Annotated in this window: 21 protein-coding genes and 2 pseudogenes; 10 read left to right on the top strand and 13 right to left on the bottom strand. The window is 67.6% G+C overall.

The window, feature by feature from the left end:
* The first annotated feature begins 211 nt into the window (after positions 1-211).
* Entirely contained in the window at positions 212-895 is a 684-nt protein-coding gene (locus JYK17_RS27525) for a sigma factor (RefSeq protein ID WP_222811396.1), read from the top strand.
* On the opposite strand, the gene JYK17_RS27520 is transcribed toward JYK17_RS27525, so the two are convergent.
* The 8 genes and pseudogenes from JYK17_RS27520 to JYK17_RS27490 form a co-directional block, all read right to left on the bottom strand.
* A complete protein-coding gene (locus JYK17_RS27520; RefSeq protein ID WP_308011715.1) occupies positions 880-1,269 on the bottom strand; it encodes a DUF3099 domain-containing protein in 390 nt (129 codons plus the stop codon). The genes JYK17_RS27525 and JYK17_RS27520 overlap by 16 nt on opposite strands.
* 174 nt (positions 1,270-1,443) lie before the next feature.
* On the bottom strand, positions 1,444-2,820 hold the full coding sequence (locus JYK17_RS27515) for a M24 family metallopeptidase (RefSeq protein WP_108014124.1): 1,377 nt from the start codon (positions 2,818-2,820) through the stop codon (positions 1,444-1,446).
* 114 nt (positions 2,821-2,934) lie between these two features.
* Positions 2,935-4,137: a dihydrolipoamide acetyltransferase family protein gene (locus tag JYK17_RS27510; RefSeq protein WP_222811395.1), complete on the bottom strand. Its 1,203-nt coding sequence runs from the start codon at positions 4,135-4,137 to the stop codon at positions 2,935-2,937.
* Positions 4,130-6,316, bottom strand: coding sequence for an alpha-ketoacid dehydrogenase subunit alpha/beta (locus JYK17_RS27505; protein ID WP_222811394.1), 2,187 nt, complete (start codon positions 6,314-6,316; stop codon positions 4,130-4,132). Before JYK17_RS27505 ends, JYK17_RS27510 begins: the two co-directional genes overlap by 8 nt.
* Before the next feature lie 12 nt (positions 6,317-6,328).
* Entirely contained in the window at positions 6,329-6,787 is a 459-nt protein-coding gene (locus JYK17_RS40715) for a VOC family protein (protein WP_234548535.1), read from the bottom strand.
* Between the two features lie 234 nt (positions 6,788-7,021).
* Positions 7,022-7,249 (bottom strand): annotated as a pseudogene (locus JYK17_RS40710) (carboxymuconolactone decarboxylase family protein); the annotation flags it as partial.
* A 171-nt stretch (positions 7,250-7,420) separates the two neighbouring features.
* Positions 7,421-8,284 carry an NAD(P)-dependent oxidoreductase gene (locus JYK17_RS27495; protein WP_108014128.1) on the bottom strand — a complete coding sequence of 288 codons (864 nt, stop codon included), beginning with the start codon at positions 8,282-8,284 and terminating at the stop codon, positions 7,421-7,423.
* A gap of 22 nt (positions 8,285-8,306) precedes the next feature.
* Positions 8,307-9,113: an SDR family NAD(P)-dependent oxidoreductase gene (locus tag JYK17_RS27490; protein ID WP_108014129.1), complete on the bottom strand. Its 807-nt coding sequence runs from the start codon at positions 9,111-9,113 to the stop codon at positions 8,307-8,309.
* A 221-nt stretch (positions 9,114-9,334) separates the two neighbouring features.
* Here JYK17_RS27490 and JYK17_RS27485 point away from each other — a divergent pair, with 221 nt between their 5' ends.
* From JYK17_RS27485 to JYK17_RS27455, 7 genes are all read left to right on the top strand, one after another.
* Positions 9,335-10,186 carry a methylenetetrahydrofolate reductase gene (locus JYK17_RS27485; RefSeq protein ID WP_222811392.1) on the top strand — a complete coding sequence of 284 codons (852 nt, stop codon included), beginning with the start codon at positions 9,335-9,337 and terminating at the stop codon, positions 10,184-10,186.
* A gap of 3 nt (positions 10,187-10,189) precedes the next feature.
* Entirely contained in the window at positions 10,190-11,536 is a 1,347-nt protein-coding gene (locus tag JYK17_RS27480) for a glycine cleavage system protein T (RefSeq protein WP_108014131.1), read from the top strand.
* Positions 11,537-11,595: 59 nt separating this feature from the next.
* Positions 11,596-12,453 (top strand): formyltetrahydrofolate deformylase, encoded by an 858-nt coding sequence (gene purU / locus JYK17_RS27475; RefSeq protein WP_108014132.1) that lies wholly within the window; start codon positions 11,596-11,598, stop codon positions 12,451-12,453.
* A gap of 98 nt (positions 12,454-12,551) precedes the next feature.
* Positions 12,552-13,058, top strand: coding sequence for a VOC family protein (locus tag JYK17_RS27470; protein ID WP_108014133.1), 507 nt, complete (start codon positions 12,552-12,554; stop codon positions 13,056-13,058).
* Positions 13,059-13,262: 204 nt separating this feature from the next.
* Positions 13,263-16,253, top strand: a complete 2,991-nt coding sequence (locus JYK17_RS27465) for an AfsR/SARP family transcriptional regulator (RefSeq protein WP_308011714.1) — start codon at positions 13,263-13,265, stop codon at positions 16,251-16,253.
* An 85-nt stretch (positions 16,254-16,338) separates the two neighbouring features.
* Positions 16,339-17,211 (top strand): cupin domain-containing protein, encoded by an 873-nt coding sequence (locus tag JYK17_RS27460; protein ID WP_222811391.1) that lies wholly within the window; start codon positions 16,339-16,341, stop codon positions 17,209-17,211.
* Between the two features lie 50 nt (positions 17,212-17,261).
* On the top strand, positions 17,262-18,239 hold the full coding sequence (locus JYK17_RS27455; RefSeq protein WP_222811390.1) for an MBL fold metallo-hydrolase: 978 nt from the start codon (positions 17,262-17,264) through the stop codon (positions 18,237-18,239).
* A gap of 249 nt (positions 18,240-18,488) precedes the next feature.
* On the opposite strand, the gene JYK17_RS27450 is transcribed toward JYK17_RS27455, so the two are convergent.
* Positions 18,489-19,439, bottom strand: coding sequence for an alpha/beta hydrolase (locus tag JYK17_RS27450; RefSeq protein ID WP_108014137.1), 951 nt, complete (start codon positions 19,437-19,439; stop codon positions 18,489-18,491).
* Positions 19,440-19,539: 100 nt separating this feature from the next.
* On the opposite strand from JYK17_RS27450, the pseudogene JYK17_RS27445 reads away from it, so the two are divergent.
* Positions 19,540-19,755 (top strand): annotated as a pseudogene (locus JYK17_RS27445) (cupin domain-containing protein); the annotation flags it as partial.
* 487 nt (positions 19,756-20,242) lie between these two features.
* Here the strand turns inward: JYK17_RS27445 and JYK17_RS27440 are convergent.
* From JYK17_RS27440 to JYK17_RS27425, 4 genes are all read right to left on the bottom strand, one after another.
* A complete protein-coding gene (locus tag JYK17_RS27440) occupies positions 20,243-21,034 on the bottom strand; it encodes a DUF427 domain-containing protein (protein ID WP_108014138.1) in 792 nt (263 codons plus the stop codon).
* Positions 21,035-21,061: 27 nt separating this feature from the next.
* Complete coding sequence (locus JYK17_RS27435) at positions 21,062-21,694, bottom strand: DUF5134 domain-containing protein (protein WP_108014139.1); 633 nt, start codon at positions 21,692-21,694, stop codon at positions 21,062-21,064.
* 18 nt (positions 21,695-21,712) lie between these two features.
* A complete protein-coding gene (locus JYK17_RS27430) occupies positions 21,713-22,183 on the bottom strand; it encodes a cupin domain-containing protein (RefSeq protein WP_372465304.1) in 471 nt (156 codons plus the stop codon).
* A 187-nt stretch (positions 22,184-22,370) separates the two neighbouring features.
* Positions 22,371-25,145, bottom strand: a complete 2,775-nt coding sequence (locus tag JYK17_RS27425) for a helix-turn-helix transcriptional regulator (protein WP_108014141.1) — start codon at positions 25,143-25,145, stop codon at positions 22,371-22,373.
* Positions 25,146-25,336: 191 nt separating this feature from the next.
* On the opposite strand from JYK17_RS27425, the gene sigJ reads away from it, so the two are divergent.
* Positions 25,337-26,224 (top strand): RNA polymerase sigma factor SigJ, encoded by an 888-nt coding sequence (gene sigJ, locus JYK17_RS27420; RefSeq protein WP_222811389.1) that lies wholly within the window; start codon positions 25,337-25,339, stop codon positions 26,222-26,224.
* The last annotated feature ends 84 nt before the right edge of the window (positions 26,225-26,308 follow it).

The following is a 26,308-nucleotide window of genomic DNA, read 5'->3' as shown; positions in this document are numbered from 1 at the left end:
GGCTGAGGATCGACGCCTGCGGCCCCTCTCCCGGGCCCGCGCTCCGGGGGTCCGGGGGTACCCCTCCCCCGGGGGCCCCGGGAAACCCCGTGGACCCCCCGGGGCCCCCACGGACTCAACCACGGGCAACAAGGGCGCGGTACGCAATGCCGCGATCCGAAGGTGGAGCCAGCGCCCTCGAGGGGCGCCGCCCACCGACAAGGAGTGCCCGATGTCCGTGTCAACCCTGGAGGCCACGACACCGACCGAACACCCGGTCGCCTGCTCGGCCTCAACCGCCGACGACCTGGACCATGCCCTCGACATCTACCTGTCCGAGCGGAAAAGGCTGTTCCGCATCGCCTACCAGATTCTCGGAGACGTCGCGGGAGCCGAGGACGTGCTTCAGGAGGTGTGGCTGCGCTGGCAGCTCACGTACCGCCCGAAGGTCGAGTGTCCGGCCGCCTACCTGACCACGACCACCACAAATCTCGCGCTCAACGTCGTCCAGTCCGCACGACACCGCCACGAGACACCGACCGAGCCGCACTTGATCAAGCCCGACGACCGGGCCGCCCAGGATCCCTCGCTGTGCGCCGAGCAGACCGGTGCGATCGAGGACGCCCTGGCCCTGCTCATGTCGAGGCTGACGCCGGACGGGTTGGCGGCCTACGTGCTGCGCAAGGCCTTCGGCTACGCCTACGCAGAACTTGCGCGGCTGCTTCGGGTCAGCGGGCCAAACGCACGGGTACTGGTCTCCCGCGCGCAGGGCCGCCTCACGAGCGCCCGCGTACGACCGGTTCCCCTCGAATCGCACCGCCGCCTCGTCCTCGCCTTTCGGACCGCGGCCGGCACCGGCGACCTCGAAGTCCTCACCCGACTGCTCGCCTCGCATACGGCCTACTGCGGGGCGTGACCCGGATCGCGGCCCTCACGGAAAGCCGATGCGTCTCGACTTGCCGGTCCTGCAGAAGTGCCCGCCGGCAGGGCGGCCGGTACCACCGCATCCCACGGTGTGACAACGATCGTCGCGGGCAGGGAGGGCGGCTGCTCCCGCCCTGCGTTCGCGATCACCACAGCGACGTACGGGAGCAACAGGCCCAGCCCCAGCGCCGCCACGGCCACGTACCGCTCCACGTCCCACAGCACGATGGCGAGGACCACCGCGAGGGTGCGGACGACCATCGCCATCACATACCGCCGCTGCCGTCCTCGTACATCCTCGGCGAGCGCGGTCCGGGCGCCGGTGATCCGGAACACCTGAGCTTTGCCACCGTCGTGTCGGTGCATCACAGTCCACTCTCCGTCCATGGGACTCCTGATCCCGCACCCGTGACGGAAGCCGACGCCTTCACGCCGATCCGGAGTCCGCTGCCGAGTCCTCATTAGATAGACACGTCAGGAGAGTCAGATGTGACATGGCCGCCCGTCCGGGCCAGGTTCATTCCGGGTTCGGCAGGCTCGTCAGGTCGCCGACCGCAGGGGTGACGTGTTCAGGTGGGACTGCGAGTCACGCTCGGTCGGCAACGGTCCCGAGACGGTGAAATAGCGCTGCCCGGCGACCAGAAGGTCCTCTGCGGGAAACTTGGTGATCACCTCGCATCCATCGGCGGTGACCACGAGTTCCTCCTCGATCCGGGCCGCTCCCCAGCCGTCCTTGGACGGCCAGTAGGTCTCCAGCGCGAACACCATGCCTTCCTCGATGACCTCCGGGTGCTCGAGGGAGACCAGTCGGGAGAACACCGGCTTCTCCCAGATCGACAGTCCGACACCGTGGCCGTACTGAAGGGCGAAAGCGGCTTCCTCGTCGGCGAACCCGAACTCCTGTGCCGTCGGCCACACCGACACGATGTCGGCGGTCGTCGCTCCGGGTCGTACGAGACTGATCGCCTCGTCCATGTACTCACGGCACCGCGTGTAGGCGTCGCGTTGGGCGGAGGAGGCGCTGCCCACGGCGAACGTGCGGTAGTAGCACGTCCGATAGCCGTTGTAGCTGTGCAGGATGTCGAAGAACGCCGGATCCCCTGGACGCACGATGCGGTCCGAGAACACGTGAGGGTGCGGTGCGCACCGCTCTCCGGAGATCGCGTTGACGCCTTCGACGAACTCCGACCCGAGGTCGTAGAGCGTCTTGGCCACCACACCCACGCACTCGTTCTCGCGTACGCCGGGCCGCAGGAACTCATAGAGGTTCTCGTACGCCGCGTCGACCATCGAGCACGCCTGGGTGAGCAGCAGGATCTCGTCGCGCGTCTTGATGCGCCGGGCCTCCAGGAACACCTGCTGGCCGTCGACCACCGTGATGCCCGCGTTCTGCAGGGCCGCCAGGACCGGCAGCTCGATGACATCGACGCCCAGCGGCTCGTCGAGGAGTCCGTACGGTTCGAGCTCGCGCCTGATCTTGTCGGCGACCAGGTCGCCCATCCCGACCAGGGGGTTGATGGCACCGCGCAGGGTCGAGATGCCGGCGCGGGCGCCGCTCGGGTTGCGGGCGTCGGCTCCGTGGTGGGCTGCGTGCGGATCACCGTCCGGGTGGGCCCGGGAGTAGTCCAGCCACGGGTTGTACAGCTGATGGTGCTTGGCGGCTGAACCGAAGTCCCAGACAATGGGCTCGCCTCCCCTGACGAGCAGCGAGAAACGGATCATCTTGTCGACGGCCCAGGTGCCGATGTGGGTCGAGGTCATATAGCGGATGTTGGCGAAGTCGAAGGCCAGGACGGCGCCGAGGTCCGACTGCTCCAGGGATGCGCGAAGACGGGCCAGTCGCTCTTCGCGCAGTCGGTCGAGGTCGACCCTGGTCTCCCAGTCGACCGCGTTGGGACCAAACGTCGGAATCGCCATCACAAGTCCTTCTGTTGATCGGACAGCCGCGGATGATCAGTCTGAGCAGGCGTCGCCTGGCTGCACACAACGACCCTGCGTGCGGTGACACTTAAGGGAGGCGTTCTCCAGTGCTCACAGCAGGATGCGGAGCGGGTTTTCGAGCACGTCGACAAAAACCTTCAACCACTGGGCGGCAATGGCCCCGTCCACGCCTCGGTGATCGACGGCCAGGGTCAGACGCAGCACGGTCGCGACCGTGACCGCGCCTTCCTCCACGACCGCTTCCTGTCGTGCCGCGCCGACGGCGAGTATCGCCGCCTGGGGCGGGTTGATGATCGCCGCGAAGTCCTCGGTGTCGTACATGCCGAGGTTGGTGATCGTGATCGTGCCGCCCTCCAGCTCGTCCTGGCGGAGGCGGCGTTCCTTCGCGCGGTTGATCATGTCCTTCGTCGCCGTGGCGACGCCCGTCATGGACAGGGAGTCGACTGCGCGGACCACTGGGGTGACCAGGCCGGCGTCGGTGGCGACGGCCACCGCGATGTCCACGCCCGAGAAATGGCGGATCGAAGTGTCGTTCCACTGGACGTTCATCTCGGGAACGCGTGCGTGCGCGGACGCGATCGCCTTGACCAGCAGGTCGTTGATCGACACCTTCACGTCCTGGCCGGTGTTGATCTGCTGTCGCAGCTGGAGCAGGGCGTCCACGCGCGCACCGGCGCGCAGGTAGAAGTGGGGTGTGTTCCGCTTGCTCTCCGTCAGCCGTCGGGCGATGGCATTGCGCATCCGCGTGTTGGGTACGTCCACGAAACCCGCCCCGGACGCCGGAGGTTCGGCCTCCTTGGCCTTCGCCCTCACGATCGCCGGCACCACGTTCCCGGTGCTCGCCGACGCAGCAGCTGCCTCGATGTCACGTCGCCGGATCCGTCCGTTCGGGCCGGTCCCCACCACCGCAGTCAGGTCGATGTCGAGCTCGCGGGCGAGCCGCCGTGCCAGAGGACTGGCGAAGGTACGTTCCCTGCCGTCCCGTACGACTTCGGTGGTCGTCTGTTCACCGCCCAACGAAGCGACCAGGGCATCCACTTGGGCAACGGGTTCGTCCGATGTCCCCCACACGGCGATCGGCGTGCCCACCTTCACGGTCGTGCCCGCGTCCACGAGGATGCGGAGCAGTACACCCTCGCTCTCGGCTTCCACATCGACCGCGGCCTTCTCCGTCTCCACTGTGACGAGGGCATCTCCGGCCGCGTAAGGGGTGTTCACAGGGACGTTCCAGGACTCCAGGATCGCCTCGGTGGTGTTGGCGGCGACCTCGGGCATGCGCAGAATCTCAGCCATTGCTCTGCTCCTGCATGTCACGGAGTTTGGCCACGACTTCCTCCGTGGAGGCGTACGCGGCACGTTCGAGGATTTTGCTGATGCTCGGCGACGCTTCACCGCCGGTCACGCGCTCGATCGGGGCGTCGAGCCAGTCGAACAGCCGGCGCTGGATCTCATCGGCGAGCCAGCCGCCGTAGGAGGTGCCGATGGCGCCCTGCTCGGCGATCAGCACATTGTTGGTCTTCATCACCGACCGGGTGACTGTTTCCCAGTCCAGGCTGGCCCGGTCGAGCCAGCGCAGATCGATGACCTCGGCGTCCACACCCGTCTGCTCGACAGCGTCGAGGACGGCCGGTGTCATCGCCAGGTAGGTGATGATGGTCAGGGCCGCTCCCTCACGACGTACGGCGGCCTTGCCCACCGGGAGACAGTGGTCGTAGTTCTCCGGCAGACCCGGACCTGTGGAGTTGTACAGGTCCACGTGCTCCAGAACGACGACCGGGTCGTCACACGCCAGTGCCGTGTTCATCAGGCCGACGTAGTCGAACGGCGTGGACGGGGCCACGATCCGCCAGCCGGGTGCCGTCGCGAAGATGCCGGCGGGGTCCATCGAGTGCTGCGATCCGTAACCGGTGCCGGTGGCGACCTTGCTGCGCAGGACGAACGGCACCTTGCCCTCGCCGCCGAACATGTGGCGCGCCTTGCCGATCTGGTTGAAGAGCTGGTCCGCCGCCACCCACATGAAGTCCGCGTACATGAACTCGACGATCGGCCGGAACCGGCCGTCCATGGCCAGTCCCCCGCCCAGGCCTGCGAACGCGTTCTCCGAGATCGGCGTACCGAGCACACGGTCGGGGAACGCATCGCTCAGACCGCGGGTGGCACCGTTGGTACCGCCGTTGAGCCGGTGCACGTCCTCGCCCATCACCAGGACACGGGGATCGGTCTCCAGGCGGCGCTTCATCACGTCGGCGACGGCGCCGATGAACTTGACCTCGGTCAGTTCGTCGGCGAAGTCCTCCGCGTCGGTGAACTCGATCGCGGCGAGTTCCGACAGGTCGCCCCGGATGCCTTCGTCGACGAAGGCCGGATCGGGCCACTCGGAGGGGACGATGCGCCGTTCTCCCTGCTTGCCGCCCGGCCGTGGCTCCAGGAGAACGTCGCCGAGGTCGGCCATCAGGGCCTTGGCTCGCGCGAGCGTCTCCGAGACCGCCTTCTCACTGAGGATTCGACGGCGTGTCAGATGGCCCGCGACGGTGTCGATCGGGTCGCGAGAGCGCCATTGCGCTTCTTCTTCCTTGGTGCGATAGCGAAACGCCGAGCCGGGGAAGGGGCCGTTCTGGTGGAAGTAGCGGTACACATCGGCCTCGATCATGGTCGGGCCCTTGCCGCTCCGCATGTGGGCGAGTGCTTCCTGCGTCACCATGTAGACGGCCAGCGGATCCATGCCGTCGACCTTCCAGCTCCGGATGCCGAAGCCCGGGCCCCGGCCCGACAACCGTGGTTCGGCGGTGACTTCGGACACGTGGGTGGAGACGGCGTACAGGTTGTTCTCGACGAAGAAGCACAGGGGCAGCGACCAGGCCGCCGCGAGATTGAGGGTCTCCAGCGTGGATCCGATGTTGATCGCACCGTCGCCGAAGAACGTGAAGGTCGCCGCCCGGGTGCCGGCCGCCTTGTGGGCCCATGCGGATCCGGCCGCGAGCGGTACGCCACCGCCGACGATGGCGTTGGTGCCGATGGCGCCGGCCTCGTGCCACTGGAGGTGCATGCTGCCTCCTCGCCCATGGCTGAAGCCCTGGTCCAGTCCGCAGATCTCGCGCAGGCTGCGCAGGAGTGCGGTCCGTACATCCTCGGGGAACGGCTTTCTGGGGTCGATGCCCTTCGGATGAAGATGGGCGAGCACCTTGGCGAGGAACTGGTGATGGCCTCGATGTGAACCGTTGACGGTGTCCTCGGACGTCAGGGAATAGCAGGCACCGACGGCCCCGCCTTCCTGACCGATGCTGGAGTGCGCGGGGCCGTGGATGAGTCCGTCCGCGGCCAGCTCAAGGACGTACTCCTCGAAGGTGCGGATGAGGACGAGCTGGCTGAACATGCCCGTCAACAGGTCCGGGTCCGCGGCGTCCCAGTCGTCCTTGGTGACGACGAACTCCGACCACACGGCGTTCGCTTCGAGTGAGTGTTCCGCAGGCATGGGGGCCCCACTTCAGTTCGAGGCCGCGTCGGCCTGGATACCTTGGATCAGACCGGTGGACTGACCCACCTCGATCAGATGGCCGTCCGGGTCGCGCAGATAGCAGCGCAGCTCAGAGGCGCGGTCGATGGGCTCGGTGAGGAAGTTGGCGCCTTTGGCGACGGCGTGTGCGTGGAACGCGGCCATGTCGGCGACGCGTACGTTGAGAAAGCCCGACACCGGATCGCCGCTGCGGGGCACTTGCAGTGTGACGTCCGGCTTGTCGGGGGTGGGTCCACCGCCGGGGTTCATGATGATCCAGCTGTTGGCGACCTTCACGATCGCCGGGTTCTCTTCCATCACCACCTCGCCGCCGAAGACATCGGCGTAGAACCGCCGCGAGACAGCGACATCGCTCACCGTCAGAAAATGAGTGAGGAGTAGGCCGTGTTCTGGTGCGGGGAGATCCTTTGCGCCCCGGCTGTGTGACACACCGACCACGGCTGCGTCCACCGCGGCCGGCGGCTCCCCGAGGTCGAGATCGAAGTCCATGACCCGATGGAATCGACTCAGGGCGTTCCACAGGCCCACGGACATGACGAGCTCGACGAGTTCCCGCGGGTTGAAGGCGTCCCGTACCTCTGTCAGCAGCTCCGCATCGACACCGGTCACGCTCTGCTCACGGGTGGTTTCCGGTAGGTCGAGTGTCAGGGCGCGGGTGAATCGCAGAGCCAGCCGCTCCCTGTCGGTGAACGACGCGAAGTCACCGGTGGCGAGTCGTTCCAGGTCGGCCTCGCTGAGACCTTTGTTCAATGCCGAGTAACAACGGTGGCTCACCGAGTATCGGCAGTGGTTCAGCAGCGAGACGTGGACCGCGGTGAGTTCCTTGATGCGGGTGTCCAGCTCACCGGGGCCGGTGACCGAGCGGATGAACGGCAGGTAGGTCGAGAACATGCCCGGGCAGTTGGCGATGGCCAGCCAGGTGTTCAGCAGGGTGCCGAACGTCTTCTCGCCCGCTTCGAGCAGCGGACGATCGGTCGCGTCAATGTTTTCCTCGGACACCAAGGGCACGAGCGCCATGGTGAAACCCTCCTCGGGTCGGATGGTGTGGGACGGGTCCGCAGGTCAGTCTTTTCGCACCACTTCTGCGATCGACGCCCAGTCATGATCGGTCAGGCCCTGATCGATCGCGGCCTGGAAGACTCCCCGCAGCGCGGACACCGAGGGCAGGTGCAGTCCCACCGCATCGGCGGCGTCAGCGGCCAGAACCAGGTCCTTGCTGCCCAGTGCGGTGCGGAAGCCGGCCGGGAGGTAGTCGCGGTCCGCCATGGAATTGCCGTAGCCCTGGTACACCGGGCCCGGGAACAGGGTGCCCGCGATCAGCTCTCGCAGATCATGGGCGTCGATCCCGTACCGCTCGGCAAGCGTGAAGCCCTCCGCCATCGCCTCCAGCGCGTGAATGATCAGCAGGTTCATGGTGATCTTCACCGCGTTGGCCTGCCACGGCTGGTCGCCGACCCGCCAGGTCCGCCGGCCGATTGCCGCGAACACGGCTTCCAGGTCGTCGATCAACTCGCTGTCCCCGGCCGCGAGCAGATTGAGCTGCCCTACCTCGGCCACCGACGGACGCCCCAGCACGGGGACCGCCAGATAGCGGACTCCGGCCGCCGCATGCCGCTGGGCCAGAGCACGTCCGGCCGCGACCGAGATCGTCGACGTACCCACGTGGACGGCACGGGGCCCCACTTCGGCGAGCACCGAGTCGTCGAACACAGCGGCGACGGCGGCGTCATCTGCGAGCGACGACAACACCGGGCCGGCGGCGAAGAGTTCGACCACGGAATCGGCCGGTTCGGCACCCAGGGCCACGAGTTCGTCGATTGCCGCCGGCGACCGGTTCCACACCATCACACGGTGTCCCTCGGCGAGCAGGCGGCGGGCCATGCCACGTCCCATGTTGCCAAGACCGGCAACCGACACCTGTGCCATGTGAAAGTCCCCTCTCAGAGCCTCAGATGACCGACTTGCCGAGCCCACCGTCGACCTGAAGGGTCTGGCCGGTCACATAGGTGGCGAGGTCCGAGGCCAGATAGAGCGCGGCGGCCGCGATCTCCTCGGGGCGCGCCCATCGGCCGAGGCGGATTCCGAGATTCTCGACCATCCCGTCCCGCACCTGCTCGGGAGTGATGCCCTTCGCCTCGGCAGTGGCCGCGTGACGGTCTTTCCAGACCTGCGTCAGGGTCATGCCGGGAGAGACGGCGTTCACCAGCACTCCCTGCGGTGCGGCTTCGGCAGCCAGGTAGCTGGTCAGGGCGACGACAGCGGCGTTCACCGCGGCGGCCACCCCGATGTTCGGGACCAGGACGTGCGCGGCCATGCCGGCGATGTTGATGATGCGGCCGGTGCCCTCCTTCTCGATCAGCGGAAGAGCGGCACGGGCGACGCGCAGATAGCCGACCGTCTTGGCGTCCAGGGCGTCGCTCACCACCGCCTCATCCGCCTCGGCCAGGGCGCTGACAGCCAGCAACGGGGCGGCGGAGTTGACGACGATGTCCAGCCGGCCCTGCCATGCGTGCACCTGACGCACTGCGTCGGTCACCGCGTCGTCCTCGTTGACATCCGCGACCACGGTCAGCACCGGACTGTCGCCGCCTGCGGCAATCTTTACCGCCGCCGACTCCAGCTTCGCCTTGGTACGGCCCAGGATCGCCACGGCGGCGCCCTGGGCGTGCAGGGCTTCGGCCACCGCGAGGCCGAGGCCGCTGCCACCTCCAGTGATGAGAGCCGTCCGGCCGTCCAGTCGAATCCCAAGCGTCATTGCCGTTTTCTCCGTCCGTGAATGCAACCGCGCGACGCAAGCCGCGCCGTTTGTCGAGCGTGACTGGCGGGCGGCTCAGCGGCAAGGCCGGCTAACGAGTGGATAACTCCACAGGAAGTGCAATTCACAGGCAGCTAACGATCACCGCTTTATCGTCTCGGTCAACCGCAGCACGTGTGCCGGATCTGATGTGCTCCAGCTGAAGAAGGCGGAACAACACAATGACGCGATCTGCCGACCCGGATGAATCCGTCGACTCTGTCGTACGTGAATCCAGCATCGAGGTTATTCCCCTGAAAGGGGCGGAGGAGAAGGTGGCCCTCGTGCCGGCCGGCACGACCGTCAGCATCACCTGCTCACCGAGATTCGGACTGTCGCGCACGCTGGATCACGTCGCGGCAGCCCGCCGGTCGGGACACCGCGTGGTGCCGCATCTGGCGGCACGCATGGTCGAGGACCGCCGGCACTTGCGGGATTTCGTGCGCAAGGTGAACGACCTCGGAGTCGACGAGTTGTTCGTGATCGGCGGCGACGGGGAGGAGCCCGTCGGCGCCTTCACCGAAACCGCGGACATACTGCGGGAACTCGGCGAGTTCGACCACGAGTTGTCCCGGATCGGCGTCGGTTGCTATCCGGAGGGTCACCCGAAGATCTCGGACGAGGCGCTGCTCGACGCCCTCCGGCGCAAGCAGCAGTACGCCCACTACATGGTCAGTCAACTGTGCTTCGATGCACACGCCCTGGCCGGGTGGCTGCGTTCCGTCCGCGCCCGCGGGGTGACTCTGCCGCTGCGCATCGGCGTCGCGGCACCGTTGCAGATCAGGAAACTGATCGAGCTCTCGATCAAGATCGGCGTGGGTCGGTCCGTGCGATTTCTGTCCAAGCAACACGGTCTGGTCGGGAACCTGCTGCTCGGTCGCTCCTACGAGCCCCTGGACTTTCTGCTCGCCCTCCAGCAGGAAATGTCCCTCACGGAATTCACAGTCGAAGGTCTGCATCTGTTCTCCTTCAATCAGGTGCAGACCACGCTCGAATGGTTGTCCCGCGCCGATGGCGCAGAAAAGGCCGGTTGAACCATGAACCTGGAAGAGAAGATCCAAAAGGCCGGAGATGTTGTGGCCATGCTGCGCGATGCGCCTCAAGGACCGTATATCTATCCGATGCGTGCAGAGTACACCAACTGGCGGGACGAACAGCGGGCATGGCAGGAGACGGCGGTACTCTTCGACCAGTCCCACCACATGACGGACATCTATTTCAAGGGGCCGGACGCGCTGCGCCTGATGTCGGACCTCGGGGTGAACGGGTTCAAGAACTTCGGCCGGAACAAGGCGAAGCAGTTCATCGCGTGCAACCATGACGGGTATTTCGTCGGTGACGCGATCCTGTTCGCCTTCGAGGACGACGAGTTCAGCCTGGTGGGCCGGCCGGTTGCGCCCAACTGGGCTGCCTTTCACGCCGAGACGGGCAACTACCGCGTCACGGTCACCCGCGACGAGCGGTCCGTCGCCAACGACGGCAGGCGGCTCACCTTCCGCTTCCAGCTCAACGGCCCGGCCACACACCGAATCGTCGAGAAGGCGGCCGGATCCCCGCTTCCGCGTATCCCGTTCTTCGCCATGGGCGAGATACAGATCGCAGGCGTTCCCATCCGGGCTCTCAACCACACCATGGTCGGCATCCCCGGGCAGGAGTTCACCGGCCTGGAACTGGTCGGACCCTCGGAACACGGCGAGACCGTCCGTGCGGCGCTGCTCGCCGCGGGTGAGGAGTTCGGACTGCGCCAGGGCGGCGCACGAGCCTATCCGTCCACCGCCATCGAGTCGGGCTGGATCCCCGCGCCGGTGCCCGCCCTCTACACCCGGGAGTCGATGAGGCCGTTCCGGGAGTGGCTGTCGGGTGAGGGCTTCGAGGCGAACGCCTCCATCGGCGGCAGCTTCGTGTCGGACGACATCGAGGACTACTACGTCACTCCGTGGGACCTCGGTTACGGACACGTCATCAGGTTCGACCACGACTTCATCGGAAAGGCCGCCCTGCAGCGGATGGCGGACCGACCGCACCGCAAGAAGGTGTGGTTGCGCTGGCACGACCGGGACACCGCGGAGCTGATCGCCGACAGCCTGTTCGGTGCCGGACCGCACGCGAAGTACCTGGAGATGCCGGTGTCCAACTACGCCACCGGAACCTACGACAAGGTCCTCGTGGACGGACGCCTGGTGGGCATCTCCGCCAACAACGGCTACACCGTCAACGTAGGAGGCTGGTCCTCCCTCGGCATGGTGGACGAGCGCGAGGCGATCGACGGCCGTGAGGTGACGATCGTCGTCGGCGAGGAGAACGGCGGTTCTGCCAAGCCCACCGTCGAGCGGCATGTCCAGCGCCACATCCGCGCCACACTCCGCGTCCGCCCACTGGTGTGACCGCGGCAAGCCGCAAGGCGTCCGGACTCTCCCACCCACAGCGAAGGACGTGATCACACATGAGCGGGACACACTATGTCCTCACCCTGACCTGTCCCGACCGGCCGGGCATCGTGCACGCTGTGTCGACCTTCCTCCTGGGGAACGGCTGCACCATCGTGGAGAGTCAGCAGTTCGTCGAGCGCGAGGCCGGCAGATTCTTCATGCGGATCGAGTTCGAGTCGCTCGACCCGCGGACCACGATCGACACCCTTCGCGCCGGCTTCACCGGCGTGCCGGAGCGATTCTCCATGGAATGGCGGCTGTTGGACGACACCAGAAAACAGCGCATCCTGATCATGGTGAGCCGGTACGGGCACTGCCTCAACGACCTGCTGTTCCGTGCCCACAACGGCGGGCTGAATGCCGACATCGCGGCAGTGGTGTCCAACCACACCGACTTGCACTACCTGGCCGAGACCTACGGCGTGCCCTACCACCACGTCCCGGTCTCCCCGGAGACCAAGCCGGCCGCCGAGAAGGAGCTGTTCGACCTGGTCGAGAACCTCGAGGTGGACCTCGTGGTGCTTGCCCGCTATATGCAGATCCTCTCTCCGGACCTGTGCAAGAAGCTGGAGGGTCGGGCCATCAACATCCACCATTCGATGCTGCCCAGTTTCAAGGGCGCCCGGCCCTACTACCAGGCCCATGCCAGGGGCGTGAAGATCGTGGGCGCCACCGCCCACTACGTGACCCCGGACCTCGACGAGGGCCCGATCATCGAGCAGGAGGTGGCCCGCATCGACCACTCCATGACGGCGGCCGAGGCGACCACTCTCGGCCGGGACGTCGAGTGTCTGGCACTGTCCCGCGCCGTCCGCTGGCACACCGAGAACCGTGTGCTGCTGGACGGGAAGCGGACCGTGGTCTTTCCCTGACCCCGCAACGGCATGCACGTCAACGGCACACACATCGACAGCACACACGTCGACAGCATCGGCATGCACGTCGACAGCATCAACCGGAGGACTTCCCCATGCCCCCTGTTCCCGGACTCACCCGCGTCGACCACTTCGGGATCACGGTGCCCGATCTGGACCAGGCACGCGAGTTCTTCGAGGACGTGCTCGGCTTCGAGTACCTGTACCGGCTCGGCCCGCTGAGGGACGACACGGGACACTGGATGAGCGAACACCTCAATGTGCACGACCGGGCCACGTCACCGCGCATCTACTTCTTCCGCATCGGCGGGCAGGCGATTCTCGAGGTCTTCGAGTACGAGTCCCCCGACCAGCGGCTGGAACCCCCGCGCAACAGCGACATCGGCGGACACCATCTCGCGCTGTACGTCGACGACATCGACGAAGCCGCTGCCGACCTGCGCGAACGCGGGTTGAGGGTGCTGGGGGACCCGACGGCCAGCAAGGGCCCGCACGAGGGCCAGCGCTGGGTCTACTTCCTGTCGCCGTGGGGGCTGCAGTGCGAGTTGGTCTCCTATCCCCATGGCAAGGCCTACCTCCGCAATCCCGCCGCGTTCGACTGACCAGGAACACACCGGCGGCGCCGTGCCGATGTCACCTTGTTAATCACGGCGAAACCGCGCTTGACCGGTGGCACGGTCACGTAGACCCTCGACGTTGTGGGATCGCACGGCTGCTGTAGGTCCGGCTGCGCACTGTGCGGACTTCGAGTTAGGCGGGCCACGGTGGACGATGCTCACGGTTCTGGTTCCGGCAGCCGGCGGTTGGTGATCCGGCGCAAGCTCGCGGCCCCCGACCCTGAGGTCGACACCGTGCGGCGGGACCGGCTGACGGAGCGCATCCGGTCTCTCATCGAGCACCATCAGGTGGTCACGGTGTGCGCGAGCGCCGGTGGCGGCAAGACCACCGCTGTCGCCCAGGCCCTGCACGACCTCGATCGCCCGGTGGCGTGGCTGTCGCTCGACGGCACGGAGCGGGCCCCCGGCCGGCTGCTGGTCTACCTCGAGGCGGCCGTAGAACCTCATGTCCCCACGGCAGGCCGGATCGCGTCCGACGCCCTGCGCGACGGCATCGAGTTCGGCGAGGCCGCAGGGCTGCTGGCAGAGAGCCTGCAAGGAAGCGGGCTGGTTCTCGTGTGCGACAACGTCGAGCGGATCACGGTGGACGAAGGTTCGGTCGACGTCCTGTCGGCACTCGCCCTGTACCTGCCCGCCGATGTCAACCTGGTGCTGATCTCTCGCACCGGGGTGCCGCTGGAGTCTGGCTCGATCAGCGGCCGGTTCCGCGTGGGCGAGTTGGGCGAGGAGGATCTCGCGTTCGACCCCGACGAGGCTGCGGCAGCCCTGCGCCTGATCGGCCACGGCGACGTCGATGTCCAGCACGTCGTCGACATCACCGGCGGCTGGGTGGCAGGAGTGCTGTTCGAGGGCTGGCGCACGGCCGAGGTGGCCGATCACAGGGCCGACGCCCTGCGCGACTACCTGTCGGCCAACATCTTCCGCACCCTCTCCGCCACCGAGCGGACGTTCCTGCTGCACACCAGCCCACTGGCGGAGATCTCGGCCGCCGACGCACAGGCGCTGGGCCTCACGGACGCGACCCGCACGATGGCCCGCCTGCGGTCGAAGCGACTGCCTGCGCGCTGGTCGAAGGACGGGACCCGCCTGACCCCGCACCCTCAGTTCCGGGAGTTCCTGGTCGACGAACTGGTCCGGACCGAGGATCCGGAACGCGTACGTCGACTGCGCCGGCTACATGCGCAGCTTCTTGTACAGCAGGGGGCGCTGGAGGAGGCCGTGGACGCGCTTCTGCGCCTGGGTGACACGGAGGGCGCGTGGCAGCAGGCCGCGGTCGCACTCCCGGACCTGGTGGCCCGGATGGACTTCGCTTCCGCGGCTCGCTGGCTGGACGCACTGGACGTCTCCACCCGAGCGCCGACCCCGGAGGTCGGCACCGTGGTGTTGCGTGTGTCGTTCGCACTCGAACAATGTGGGCGCGGCAACGAACTGCTGGACCGGCATGGCTATGACTGGCTGCCCGGTCCCGACTCACCGTATTTCGAGGAGGCGTTGCTGCTGGCCGCGTGGTGCCAGTGGCACTCCGGCCGCCTCGGTGAAGCCCGCGCGCTCACCGAACGCCTGCCCGCCGGCCGCGCCCGCGAGGTCGCCGAAAACATGCTGGCACTGGCCGACGGCGGCTCGCCGCCGTTCCCCGCCTATGCGCCGGCACCGTCCGGCACGGGCGACGGGCTGCTGATGCGGATCGGGTACTTCCGCGGCCGCCTCAAGGGGATGGACCGACCGGCCACATGCGAACCGTGGCGCAGTGTCCTCGGCGCGCCGTGGATCATCGCCGGACTTCGTGCGACAGGCCGTCTCAACGAGGCCATGGAGATGTATGAGGTACGTCGGGAGTCGTGGCAGCCCCCTTGGCTGCACGCGTTCGACGCGGTCGACCTGATGATCGACCTCGGCCGCAACGACGATGCACGGGCCGCACTGGAGCGTGGCCGCAGGCTGATCGCTGACACGGGCTCCCGGCTCTATCACGTCTTCGGGCTGCTCAACGAGGCGAAACTGTGTCTACGGCTGGGGCATGACACCGATGCGGCCGACCGTGCACTCGCGGACGCACTGGCAGGCGGCGCCGCGGACTATGCGTTCAGTCGGGAGCTGTACCAGCTGTGGCGAGGACTCTCCCTGCTTCTGCGCGACCGCAACGCCGAGGCACGTACGGAACTGGAGGCCTGTGTCGCGGGCATGCAGCGCGGCGACCGGCGGCTGGAACTGGCCACGGCCGCAGCCTATCTGGCGGAGGCCTACTGGCGGCTCGGCGAAGAGGACGCGTCGGACGCCGCGGCCGAGCTGGCTCTGGCCGAGTCCGCCGCTCAGGGATCACAACATCTGCTGCTCACTGCGCTGACCGATGTCCCCGCCGTGGCGGTGCGGGAGGCGGACGCCTCCCCCACCCGGATGTCGCGCTGGCACGAGATCACCGCCGCGCTGTCCGGCCAGGAGGCGCTGCGGGTGGTCTCAAGGGCTCCGCGTCTGCTGCTGGAGGAGTTCGGAGAACCCGTACTGACCGTCGACGGGAACCAGGTCCAGGTCCGGCTCAGCAAGAGCGTGGAGCTGCTCAGCTATCTCATCGGTGCCCGGCGCGAGGTGCCCCGGCAGGAACTCCTGGACGCGCTGTTCGAGAGCCGTAACGACGCCGCCGGCCGCAGCTATCTGCGCCAGGCTCTGCACCGGCTGCGCGAGGTGCTTCCCGCGGCACTCGTGCCCCGGCAGGACGGTGACCGGTTCTCCCTCGCCTGCCCCGATCTGGTCCGCGGCACGACACAGATGGTGCTCGACGCACTGGTCGAGGCCGATCACCAGGACGGGGAGGTTCGGATGCGCACCATGCACGACGCGCTGGCCCGTGCCGACCGCGGTCCGTATCTGGCTCCCATGTCCGGTCTGTGGGTGGAACAGCGCCGTGCCGAGATCGGTGAACGGGTCACCAGCGGCCGTATCGAAGCGGCCAAACTGGCGTTCCGCCTCAGCAGGTACCGCGAGGCACGGCGGCTCGTGGACGAGGTGCTGACGACGAGTCCGTACCGTGAACAGGCGTGGCAGCTGGCGATCTCACTGGCGCACGCCAGTGGCGACGACGACTCCGTGCTGACCCTGTACCAGCGCTACAGGGTGGCCATGCGTGAGTTCGGGGTCGCACCGTCCGCGGAGATGCGCCGACTCGTCACTCAACTGCGGCGCTGAGCCGGGGCCCCGGATTTCGAGGTGATTAACAGCCTTCCCTCCACACTCGTTCCCGCCACAACATGCCACATTCGGAGGGAACTTCATGGCCTACCACATTTCACGTGCCGCCGAACGCGAGTGGGTCGACGTCAAGGAGGTGCCGGGGCTTCGCCAGGCCCTGATGGTCGGCGAGAGGCACGGGTCGCACCATATGGAGATCTCCCTGTACGAGCTCGCGCCCGGCGCCACCCTCGGCTGGAACCGGTGTCCCTTCGAGGAGTCGTGGTTCATTACGGCGGGCAACGGTCGCGCCGCCCTCGCGGGCCTGGAGTACGACCTCGGTTCCGGGGACTACGGAGTCGCCCCCGTCGGGCTTGCGCACTCACTGTCGGCGGGCGACCAGGGCCTGAGCTGGTTCTCGGTGCGGGCGCCGAAGCCGCCGGCCTTCGACGGTGCGCGAAGCCGCATCTCTGCGCAGCCGCTGTCCGGCGAGTACCTGGGCCGGCCCTCGGAGACCGACCCCCGACACCGCTTCGCCGGCCACTACAGCGAGTCGGACGACGTGGTGCCCTTCGGTGATCTCTCGATGCCGGGGTACCACGGGCCCAACATCAAGAACATCGGCATACGGATGATGGTCGACCAGCTGCTCGGCGCTCAGCATCACACCACGTTCATCGCCAGCATCGCCGGACGCTCGGGTCCCGGCAGGGCCGCGAAGGTGCACTACCACCCCTTCGAGGAGATCTACTACTTCATCGGCGGCGGTATGCGCGGCTGGATCGACGGCAACGAGGAGGTCACCGAGACGGGCGACCTCGTCTGGGTCAGCACCGACGGCACGCACGGGTTCGTCAACGAGCGGGAGGAACCGGCCCGTTGGATCGAGGTCCAGTCGCCCGTCCCGCCCACCTCCGACGCCTTCTTCTTCCCGGACGACTGGCGTGCCCTCCCGCAGGAGGACGGGACCCGGTGACGCATCCGTCGCACGACCGGATCACTCGGAAGCCCGAAAGGCACGCAGCGATGACGCAGAAAGTCCCGGGAGTCGAGATTCCCACGGTTCCGCAGAATGCGATCGGTCCCAAGGTGCCCCCTCGCGGGTACCTGGTCGAGGAGATCGCCGATGGCGTTCACTGGGTGACCGACGGGGGTTATCAGTGCGCATTCGTGGTGTGCGACAACGAAGTTGTCGCCATCGATGCGCCACCCTCGCTCGGCACGCTGGTCACACGGGCCATACGTGACGTGACGAGTAAGCCCGTCACGCACGTGGTGTACACCCATTCCCACGGTGATCACATCGGAACGGTGCATCAGTTCCCGGACGAGGCCGTACGCGTGGCTCAGCAGGAGACGCACGCGATACTGCAGGAGTGCAACGACCCGTTGCGACGCGTTCCTGATGTGACCTTCAAGGACTTCTACCGGATGGAGGTGGGCGGCCAGGTACTCGAATTGCATTACAGGGGCAGCAATCACGCGCCCGGCAACAGCTTCGTCCACCTGCCACGGCAGAAGATCCTCATGCTGGTCGACGTGATCTATCCGGGGTGGGTGCCGTTCACCAATATCGCCCAGTCCAAGAGTATTCCCGGCTTCATGGCGCATCACGATCATGCGCTGTCCTTCGACTTCGACACCATGATCACCGGACATCTCACCCGCCTCGGCACCCGCCAGGACGTCGAGGTTCAGCGCGAATACATGCACGACATCCGCAGCGCGGCCCAGCACGCATTGGAAATCACCCCGCAGAAACGTGAATTGGCCCGTTCCGCGGTCGGAACGGACCATGTCTACGTCTACTTCAAGACCATGTACGAGGCGGCGGCGGCCGAGGCCGCCCAGCCGGTCATCGAGAAGTGGTCCGGGCGGCTGGGCGGAGTCGAGACGCTCGGCGTCAACCACACGCTCACGATGTACCACAGTCTTCGCCTGGACGAGAACGCCCAGCCACAAGTGGTGTTCTTCCCGCCCGCCGACGGCATGACTGTGCGGTGACTGCGCCAACCGTTCAGGCCGAGGCCTGCGCCGCCTCGTGGATCAGCCGTGCGACATCACCGGGACGCGAGACGCTCACGGCATGGGAGGCGGAGACGCTGACGACCGTGGCACTTCCACGCGGCGGCAAAGGCGCCCTCGGCCGGAACGTCGGCGGCGAACTGCCGGTGGAACTTGTCCTGTTCGATGCAGAGGTGGCAACCCGCTGCGCGGACTGGCCGACGACGGCAGCTTTCGTTTCGGCAGATGTCAGTCGGTTCCAAGGGCCTTGCGCAGAACGTGGACGGCCTGGTCGATGGCCTCGCTCGACGCCTGCGTTCCGCGGACCGGGTTCAGCATCATGAAGTCGTGCAGGGTGGCGTTGTAGCGGATGCTCGTGGTCGGCACACCGGCCTGGACGAGCTTGCGGGCGTACGCCTCACCTTCGTCGCGCAGTACGTCGTTCTCGTCGACGATGACGAGCGCCGGCGGCAGGCCCCGGAGGTCCTCCAGAGAGGCGCGCAGAGGGGATGCGGTGATCTCGGCGCGCTCGGCCGGGTCGGTGGTGTAGGCGTCCCAGAACCACTCCATGGCCTTCGCCGTCAGATGCGGGCCGTGAGCGAAGGTCTTGTAGCTCTCGGTGTCCTGGGCCGCATCGGTGACGGGGTAGTACAACGACTGGTGCAGGAAGGTCACGTCTCCCCGTTGCTTGGCCATGTGGGCCAGGGCCGCGCTCATGTTGCCCCCGACCGAGTCACCGGCCACGACGAGGCGAGACCCGTCAAGACCTTCCTCGCCCCCCTTGCCGGTGATCCACTGGGCGGTGGCGTAGGCCTGCTCGATGGCGACAGGGTATTTGGCCTCCGGGGAACGGTCGTACTCGACGAAGGCCAGTGCCGACTTCGCTCCCACGGCCAACTCGCGCACCAGACGGTCGTGCGTGCCGCTGTTGCCCAGGATCCAGCCACCACCGTGCACATAAAGGATCACGGGCAGGGCGCCGCTGGTGCCGACCGGCCTGATGATGCGCACCCTCACATCACCGACCCGGGCGGGGACGGTGATCCACTTCTCGTCCACTTCGAGCTTTTCGACGGGCTGTGCCTGCACGTCGTCGAGCAGCTTGCGCGCGCCCTCGACACCGAGTTCGTGGAGCAGCGGCGGTTTGGCGGTCGCGTCGGCGAACGCCTGCGCGGCGGGTTCGAGAACGATGTCACTCATGGTGGCTCCTTCGAAGAAACGGAGTTTCACGGAACTTCCACACCATGAGACCGGGCCAAGGAACGATGTGTGACACTCCGCCGGAAAAAACGACACGGTGTGGGTCGACACCCGCAAGGGTGACTTCCTGCATGTGCCCCAGGGCGGTCTGCACGCCTTCCGCAACGACTCCGATGCCCCTGCCGACATGCTGCTGCTGCTCACCCCGGGCGCGCCGCGTGAGGAGTACTTCGAGCAGGTGTCGCAGCTGGCGCACGCCTCGGAGGAGGAGCGTGCCGCGTTCTTCGACAAGCACGACTCGTATTTCGTGGAGTAGCACGGCGCCCACGCCCGCGGGCGGTCACGGTGAGCAAGACGCCCGTTGGCGGGGCACTGACCGGCCCGCCGACCCGTCCGCCGCCACGGCGTTGCTGGCGGCCGATACCGCCCTGCTCGACGGGCGGCTGCACATACTCCGTGAGGCCATCGATGCGGTGGACCCACGCATCGAGTCGGTGTCGGAGACCCTTCGCCGGCTACGCCACTCGGTGCCCGGGGCGGGTGGTGTCGAGCCACGGTGACGTGTCGGGCTCCGATACCCGAGTGCAGCCCCATCGCCATGCGTCTCACCTCTTGGAGAAGGCCGCCCAATGCGCCTGGCCGGCCTGACGGCGGCTCTGGGCCGCGACGCGGACAGCGCGAGCATCGACGCGGTCAGGAGCACCCTCGACCGACTGGTCGGCACTTCCCGCATTCGCCGGACGGGCCGGGGCCTGTACCGCGCGAGGCGTTCCTGAGCGACCACGCCCGACCGGCGAGGTGCGTTACTCGGGGACAGCGCCGCTGGAGAGATCGCCCGGCCTCGGCAACAGGACTCCGTCGATGGACAGATCGACGTGCTCGTTGTAGAACGCGACCAGACCTGCGATGCGATTGGCGTGGATGGTCGGGAAGTCGTAGGCCCAGGCAATGTCCTCGTGGGGGCCGGTCTCGCCGTCGAAGGACCAGTAGTCGCTCGTCGTCCCCTTGTACGGACAGTGCGTCACCGTGTCCGAGTGCCGCAGCCGGGTCCAGTCGACGTACATGCGCTCGATGTAGTAACGGGTCGGCAGGCCGGTCTCGAAGAGCTTCACGCAGTTGGGGGCGTCCGCCAGCAGGACGCCGTCCACCTCCACGCGCACAGTGCTCGACGAACGCAGCGTGTCCACCCGGGAGTAGGGACTTCTGGGGTGCACGAAGACCGGTTCGTCCTCCTCGAACCACGAGTCCAGCGCGTCCCACTCGAACCGCACGGTGTCCTGAAGGGACTTGGGAGCGTCCTCGTCCCACACCCATGCCGCGCCGACACGGACTTCGGAGCCGACCTGCAGGGTGTGACGGCGCGCGGGACCGGCGCCGTGATGCTCGATGTGATCGTCGTCGATGAGCGTGCCATCGATCAAGTCCGCCAGCGGGATGCTGAATTGCGGGTAGGCGCGCCATTCCCACACGTACAACGCGCGCCGGCTGTCGAAGACGACCTGTCCTCCGACGAGGCCGCGGATGCGGCGCGGTACGGGCTCGACGTGCCCGACCGGGACGATCAGGCTCGGATGCAGGACGCTTTCACTTGTCATGGTGGTTGCCTGTCGGGTTGTGGTCGGTCAGTGGGGCATGAGCAGCATGAGGGTTGTGCCGAGTGCCACTGATCCGTCCCAGAAACGTGTGTATGGGTCGTGCCGATCGGTGGGGTCGGGCGGGGGGTCGGTAAGGGCGTGCAGGGGAGGCATGATGCGGAGCAGCGACCACAGGGCGTATGCCGCGAGGCAGAGCGCCAATGCGGCGGTCGTCGCCTGGGCGACGGTCGACGGGTGAGCGCTGTGGCCGGGCATGTCGATGTGGTGTGCGGCGTTCAGTGGACGTGCGAGGTACTCGTACTGAGGACCTGCCACGGGGTGCGCCGCCCACGCCATCCATGCCATCGCGGCCATGCCGACCGTTGAGGGCAGTCTCCTGGCCACGGCGGTGACTCGGCGCTCGTCCGGCCGGGGGACGGCAGTGAGTGGGAACCACACTGCCGCGGCGGCGAAGAATGTCGCCTGAGCGGGTTGGTGGACCAGCGAGACTGGGCTCCACGGCATCACCGCCATGGTCAACGCCATGGCGGTGTGCAGCAGTTGGTCCCCACATGCGCGCCACCCCGCCCCGCGGGACGTCACGCTCCGGTACAGCCCGTACGCGGCCGCGACCGCGAACAGCACGGTCAGCATCGAGTCCACGAGGTCGGAGGGGCTCATGTGGCCGACCGACAAGGATCAGGCGGCAGGCCGCGGCGCCCGCAGGTGCGCGCGTTGCTTGAGCTCCTCGTCGTCGACGAGCTCGAGCATGGGCTTGCCCGGCGCGCACATCATGGTGACCACGAACTCGGTCCTGGCATCGTCCAGGGCGTTGCCGTCCTGGTAGTGGATCGCGTCCCCACCCGGCTCCCAGAACGTGCCGCCGGCCTCGATCACGCGCTCGGGTTCACCTTCGAGTTCGAAACGGACCGCACCCTTGATCACGTAGCCGAACGCCGGTCCGGAGTGACGATGCGGCGGAGTCCCGGGGTCGCCGGGCTCCCACTCCACGTGAATGGTCATCGCCGAGGCACCTTCGGGGATCGTGATCGGCGCCGCGTCCTGGAGCAGCTTCGCCGCCCTGGTCCAGCCCGGACCGTCCTCGTCGCCACCCCCGTGACCATGGCCTCCGTGGTCGTGACCATGACCGTGCTGTGCAGTCTCCGACACCATGACGCACCTTCCGTAGATCGACCGTGTCGAGGCGGCACACCGTCCACCGGTCACCTGGATGTGGCCGGTCTCGTGGACCACCTGCACACCATTGACCGAGCACGCGACGGATCTGTGACAGCGGGACGGATCTTTGACAGTCGGACAGATCCGCGACGGCCGGATGATCACCGCGGCCTGTGGGCTACGTCGACGTGGCCGTGGACGTGCCTCCAGCGAGGCTGGTACTCAACTGCCTGCGGGAAGTGACGCCGAGCTTCGCGAACACCTTGCGCAGGTGCCATTCGACGGTGTGCGGACTGAGGAAGAGCTGCGCGCCGATCTCCGGATTCGTCAGCCCCTCGGCGGCAAGGCCTGCGATCTGCCCCTCCTGAGGAGTCAGCGTCTCGCGGGTGCCGGTCGTACGTCTGCGCACGGTTTCCCCAGTGGCCTCGAGTTCGCGGCGGGCGCGTTCCGCAAACGCCTCGGCTCCCATCCGGCTGAGCATCTCGTGGGCAACGGCCAACTGACCGCGTGCGTCGACGCGCCGGTTCTCGCGGCGCAGCCACTCCCCGTACAGGAGCCGGGCGCGTGCGAGCATCATCTGCACCTGGGTGCCCTTCAGTCGCTCGATCGCCGCCCGGTACTGCTCCTCGGCGGCCTCCCCCTCACTCACCAGGGCGCGCGCGCCCGCCGCGGTTCCCAGCGCCCATTGCGTGCCACTGGCCTCGGCCATCTCCACGAGTCGGTCGGCGGCCTCGGCCGCCGCCTGCCGCTTTCCGCCACGCGCCGCGGCCTCCACCAGCTCGACCAGGGACGAGATGGCCAGTCCCAGCTCCTGCGGGTGCTCGCAGCCCTGCTCGGCAGCCACATAAGCGTCCTCAAAGCGGCCGAGGCCGTTGTAGAGGACCGCCAGCGCCCACTGAGTGGACGTCAGTACCTTGCCCTCGCCGCGCAGCGCCCTGTCAGAGGTGATGCTCTCGATCGCCTGCCGGGTCACGGCTTCGTGGCCCTTCCACGGCTCGATCACCAGGGCTCCATAGTGCGCCAGGAAACGGCTGCCGGTCGCTTCGCCGATCGTCGTCGCTTCCACGGCCAGCGAGTCCGCGCCGGACAGGTCACCGGCGAAGACCCGGTTCGACAAGCGCAGCAGCAGTGCCGAGGGCAGCACCGACAGCGTGCCGGACGTACGCGCCAGATCGACCAGGTTCGCGGACAGCTCGCTCCAGCTGTCGAAATCCCATACGTCGTGTGCCATACGGCAAGCGAGGGGAAGCCAGTCGAGTCCCTCGTCGCGGCCGATTCCCTCGCCTCGCATGGCGGTCAGCGCCTGCCGAAGCATCGGCGCACCCATGACGTAACCGTCCGCAGTTGCCAGGGCCAGACCATCCAGCAGCAGATCGGTGGGTCCACCCCGCGGCGGTCGCGGTGCAGAACGCACTGCCCGGGCAATGTCCTCGACGCCGGGCGCACCCGACAGCCTGCCGGCGGTCAGTGCCGCGTAGAACGCGTCGCGATACACCTCACGGGCGGCTCCCGCATCGAGCGGCCCGAGTTGCCCGGCCGCCTTGAGCAGCAGCGGAACAGTGGCGCCCGCGCTCCTCGATGCGAAGGTGATCTGCCCACGCAGCAGACTTGCTTGAGCACGCTGCAGGTCGTCGAGGTCGCTGAGCTCAGCCACATGCAGCAATGCGAGCGCAGAGTCGAACGCGCCCACCAGGTACTTGGCACGCGCCGCCGCCAGGGCCCTGACACTACGGCGTGGCAGGTCAGGGGTCAGCTCGGCCGCTCGCTCCAGGAAAGCCGCCGCTGCGGCGATGCCGCCCCGCCCCTGTGCCCGGCCGGCGCAGCGCACCAGTTCGGCGGCCACGGTTTCGTCAGGCCCTGCCACGGCACGCGCGAGGTGCCACGCTCGCCGATCGGGATCGACGTGTATGTCCGTCGCCTCGGCCAGGGCCTGATGCACTTGGCGGCGTTCAGGCAGGTCTGCGGCATGGTAGACGGCCGAGCGGACCAGGGGATGCCGAAACCGCGCCCTGGTGCCCAGTTCGAGCAGACCTGCTGCCAGGGCCGGGGCTGCCGCGTTCGTCGAGATACCGAGTGCCTCGGCCGCGCGTCGTAGCAGAGAGACATCACCAACAGGTTCGGCTGCCGCCAGCAGCAGGAAACGCCTTGTCTTTGCCGGTAGCTCCTCGACGCGCCTGACGAAGCTCTGCTGGAGCCGACGGGTCACCGGTCTCGGCCCGGGTGAGGCGAACCCACCCGCGAGCTCCGCGGCCGACGTCGCGCGGGGCAGCTCCAGCAACGCGAGCGGGTTGCCGCGGGCCTCGGTGAGAATACGGCTGCGGATGGGCTCGTCGAACTTGCCAGGAATGACCGAATCCAGGAGTGCGCGTGCGTCGGATTCGTTCAGACCTCTGAGCGCAAGCTCGGGCAACCCTTCAAGAGCACGCTCCCCCTCCGGCTCGCGCACGGCGAAAACGAGCCCGACCTGTTCGGCCATGAGCCGTCGCGCGACGAAACCGAGGATCTGGGCCGAGACGAGGTCGAGCCACTGTGCGTCGTCGACCAGACAGATCAGCGGCTCGGTCTGAGCCACATCGGACAGCAGACTGAGCACCGCGAGCCCGACGAGAAAGCGGTCCGGCGGCGTTCCGGCGCTCATTCCGAACGCCGTCTCGATCGCGGCTCGTTGCGGCTCCGGCAGCCTGTCGAGCTGGTTGATGAACGGGGCACACAGCTGGTGGAGGCCGCCGAAGGCCAGCTCCATCTCGGATTCGACACCCACGACCCGGACGATCCGGCAGTCCTTCGCACAGCCCGTCACGTACTCCAGCAAGGCGGTCTTGCCGATGCCTGCCTCGCCGCGCAGCACCAGGACCGCGCTGTATCCCGCCCGCACCGACGCTACGTGCCGGTCCAGCGCCTCACATTCGGCCTGCCGCCCTCGCAGGTACGATCCCGGCTCCTTGGCTGTCATAGACACCCCCGGCGGCGAGCGTATGACAGCGCTCTCAGATCGCACAACGCGACTACGTGCCTGGTCACAGAGGTCATCGAGTTTCTGGCGCGGTCCCGGCCGGCGCTCCCGCGGGCCGACGAGGCGAGGGCGGTCTCGGATGTTCTGCCTGGCTAGGCTGTGTGCGCAGGCCGGAGGAGGTTGCGATCGGTATGAGTGGTGGGAACGGGCCCGGGCGCTCCGAGGAGGATTCGCTCCTCGCCGGATGGCAGGAGCACCGGCCTGCGGTTTTTGGTGTGGCCTACCGGCTGCTGGGGAGTGTGGCCGATGCCGAGGACGTGACCCAGGATGTGTGGCTGCGGGCGGCCAAGGCGGACCTGCGGGACGTCGACGATCTGCGGGCCTGGCTGGTCACGGTGGCCGCTCGGCGGGCTTACGACATTCTCAAGAGTGCCCGCGTCCGCCGGGAGACCTATGTCGGGCCGTGGCTGCCGGAGCCGCTGCTGACGGGGCCGGACGCGTCGCAGCCGGTGCTCGTCGACGAGTCCGTCGGTTCGGCCATGCTGCTGATCATGGAGGAGCTGTCCCCGCCGGAACGGGTGTCGTTCGTCCTGCACGATGTCTTCGGTCTTGGGTTCGGCGACATCGCCGAACTGCTGGACGTCTCCGCACCGGCCGCCCGGCAGCTCGCCTCGCGAGCGCGGCGACGGGTGGCCAAGGCGAAGGAGTCCATGCCGCAGGCGTCGAAGGCGGAGCGCGAGCGCGTCCTGACGGTGTTCCGTGCCGCGTACGAGGCCGGGGATCTGGCCGGCCTGGTCAGGCTCCTGCACCCGGACGCCGTCTACGTCACCGACGGCGGCGGCAAGGCCTTCGCGGCACGCAGGCCCGTGTGCGGCGGCGAGCGTGTCGCCGAGGTCATGGTGCGTGTGGGGCGTCAGTGGCGTCCGGACCGCATCGACCTCGCCGAGGTCGGCGGCGAGTTGGCCCTGGTCTTCCACCGCGAGGGCCGGGTGTACTCCGTGGACACGGTCCAGATCACCGGAGGTCTGATCTCCGCGTACCGCAGGGTCATCAATCCCGACAAGCTCGCGCGCGTCTGAGCCGCCCAAGCCGGCACGGCCCGGCTCAGCCCGACCCGCCGAGGCTGCCTCGTCCCTGGGGCCTCGGCCGTCGCGCGTCGGCCG

It is taken from the genome of Streptomyces plumbidurans (assembly GCF_019857225.1).
GTDB classification, from domain to species: domain Bacteria; phylum Actinomycetota; class Actinomycetes; order Streptomycetales; family Streptomycetaceae; genus Streptomyces; species Streptomyces plumbidurans.
The sequence above is the reverse complement of the archived record's forward strand: the minus strand, read 5'-3'. Positions and strand labels throughout refer to the sequence as shown.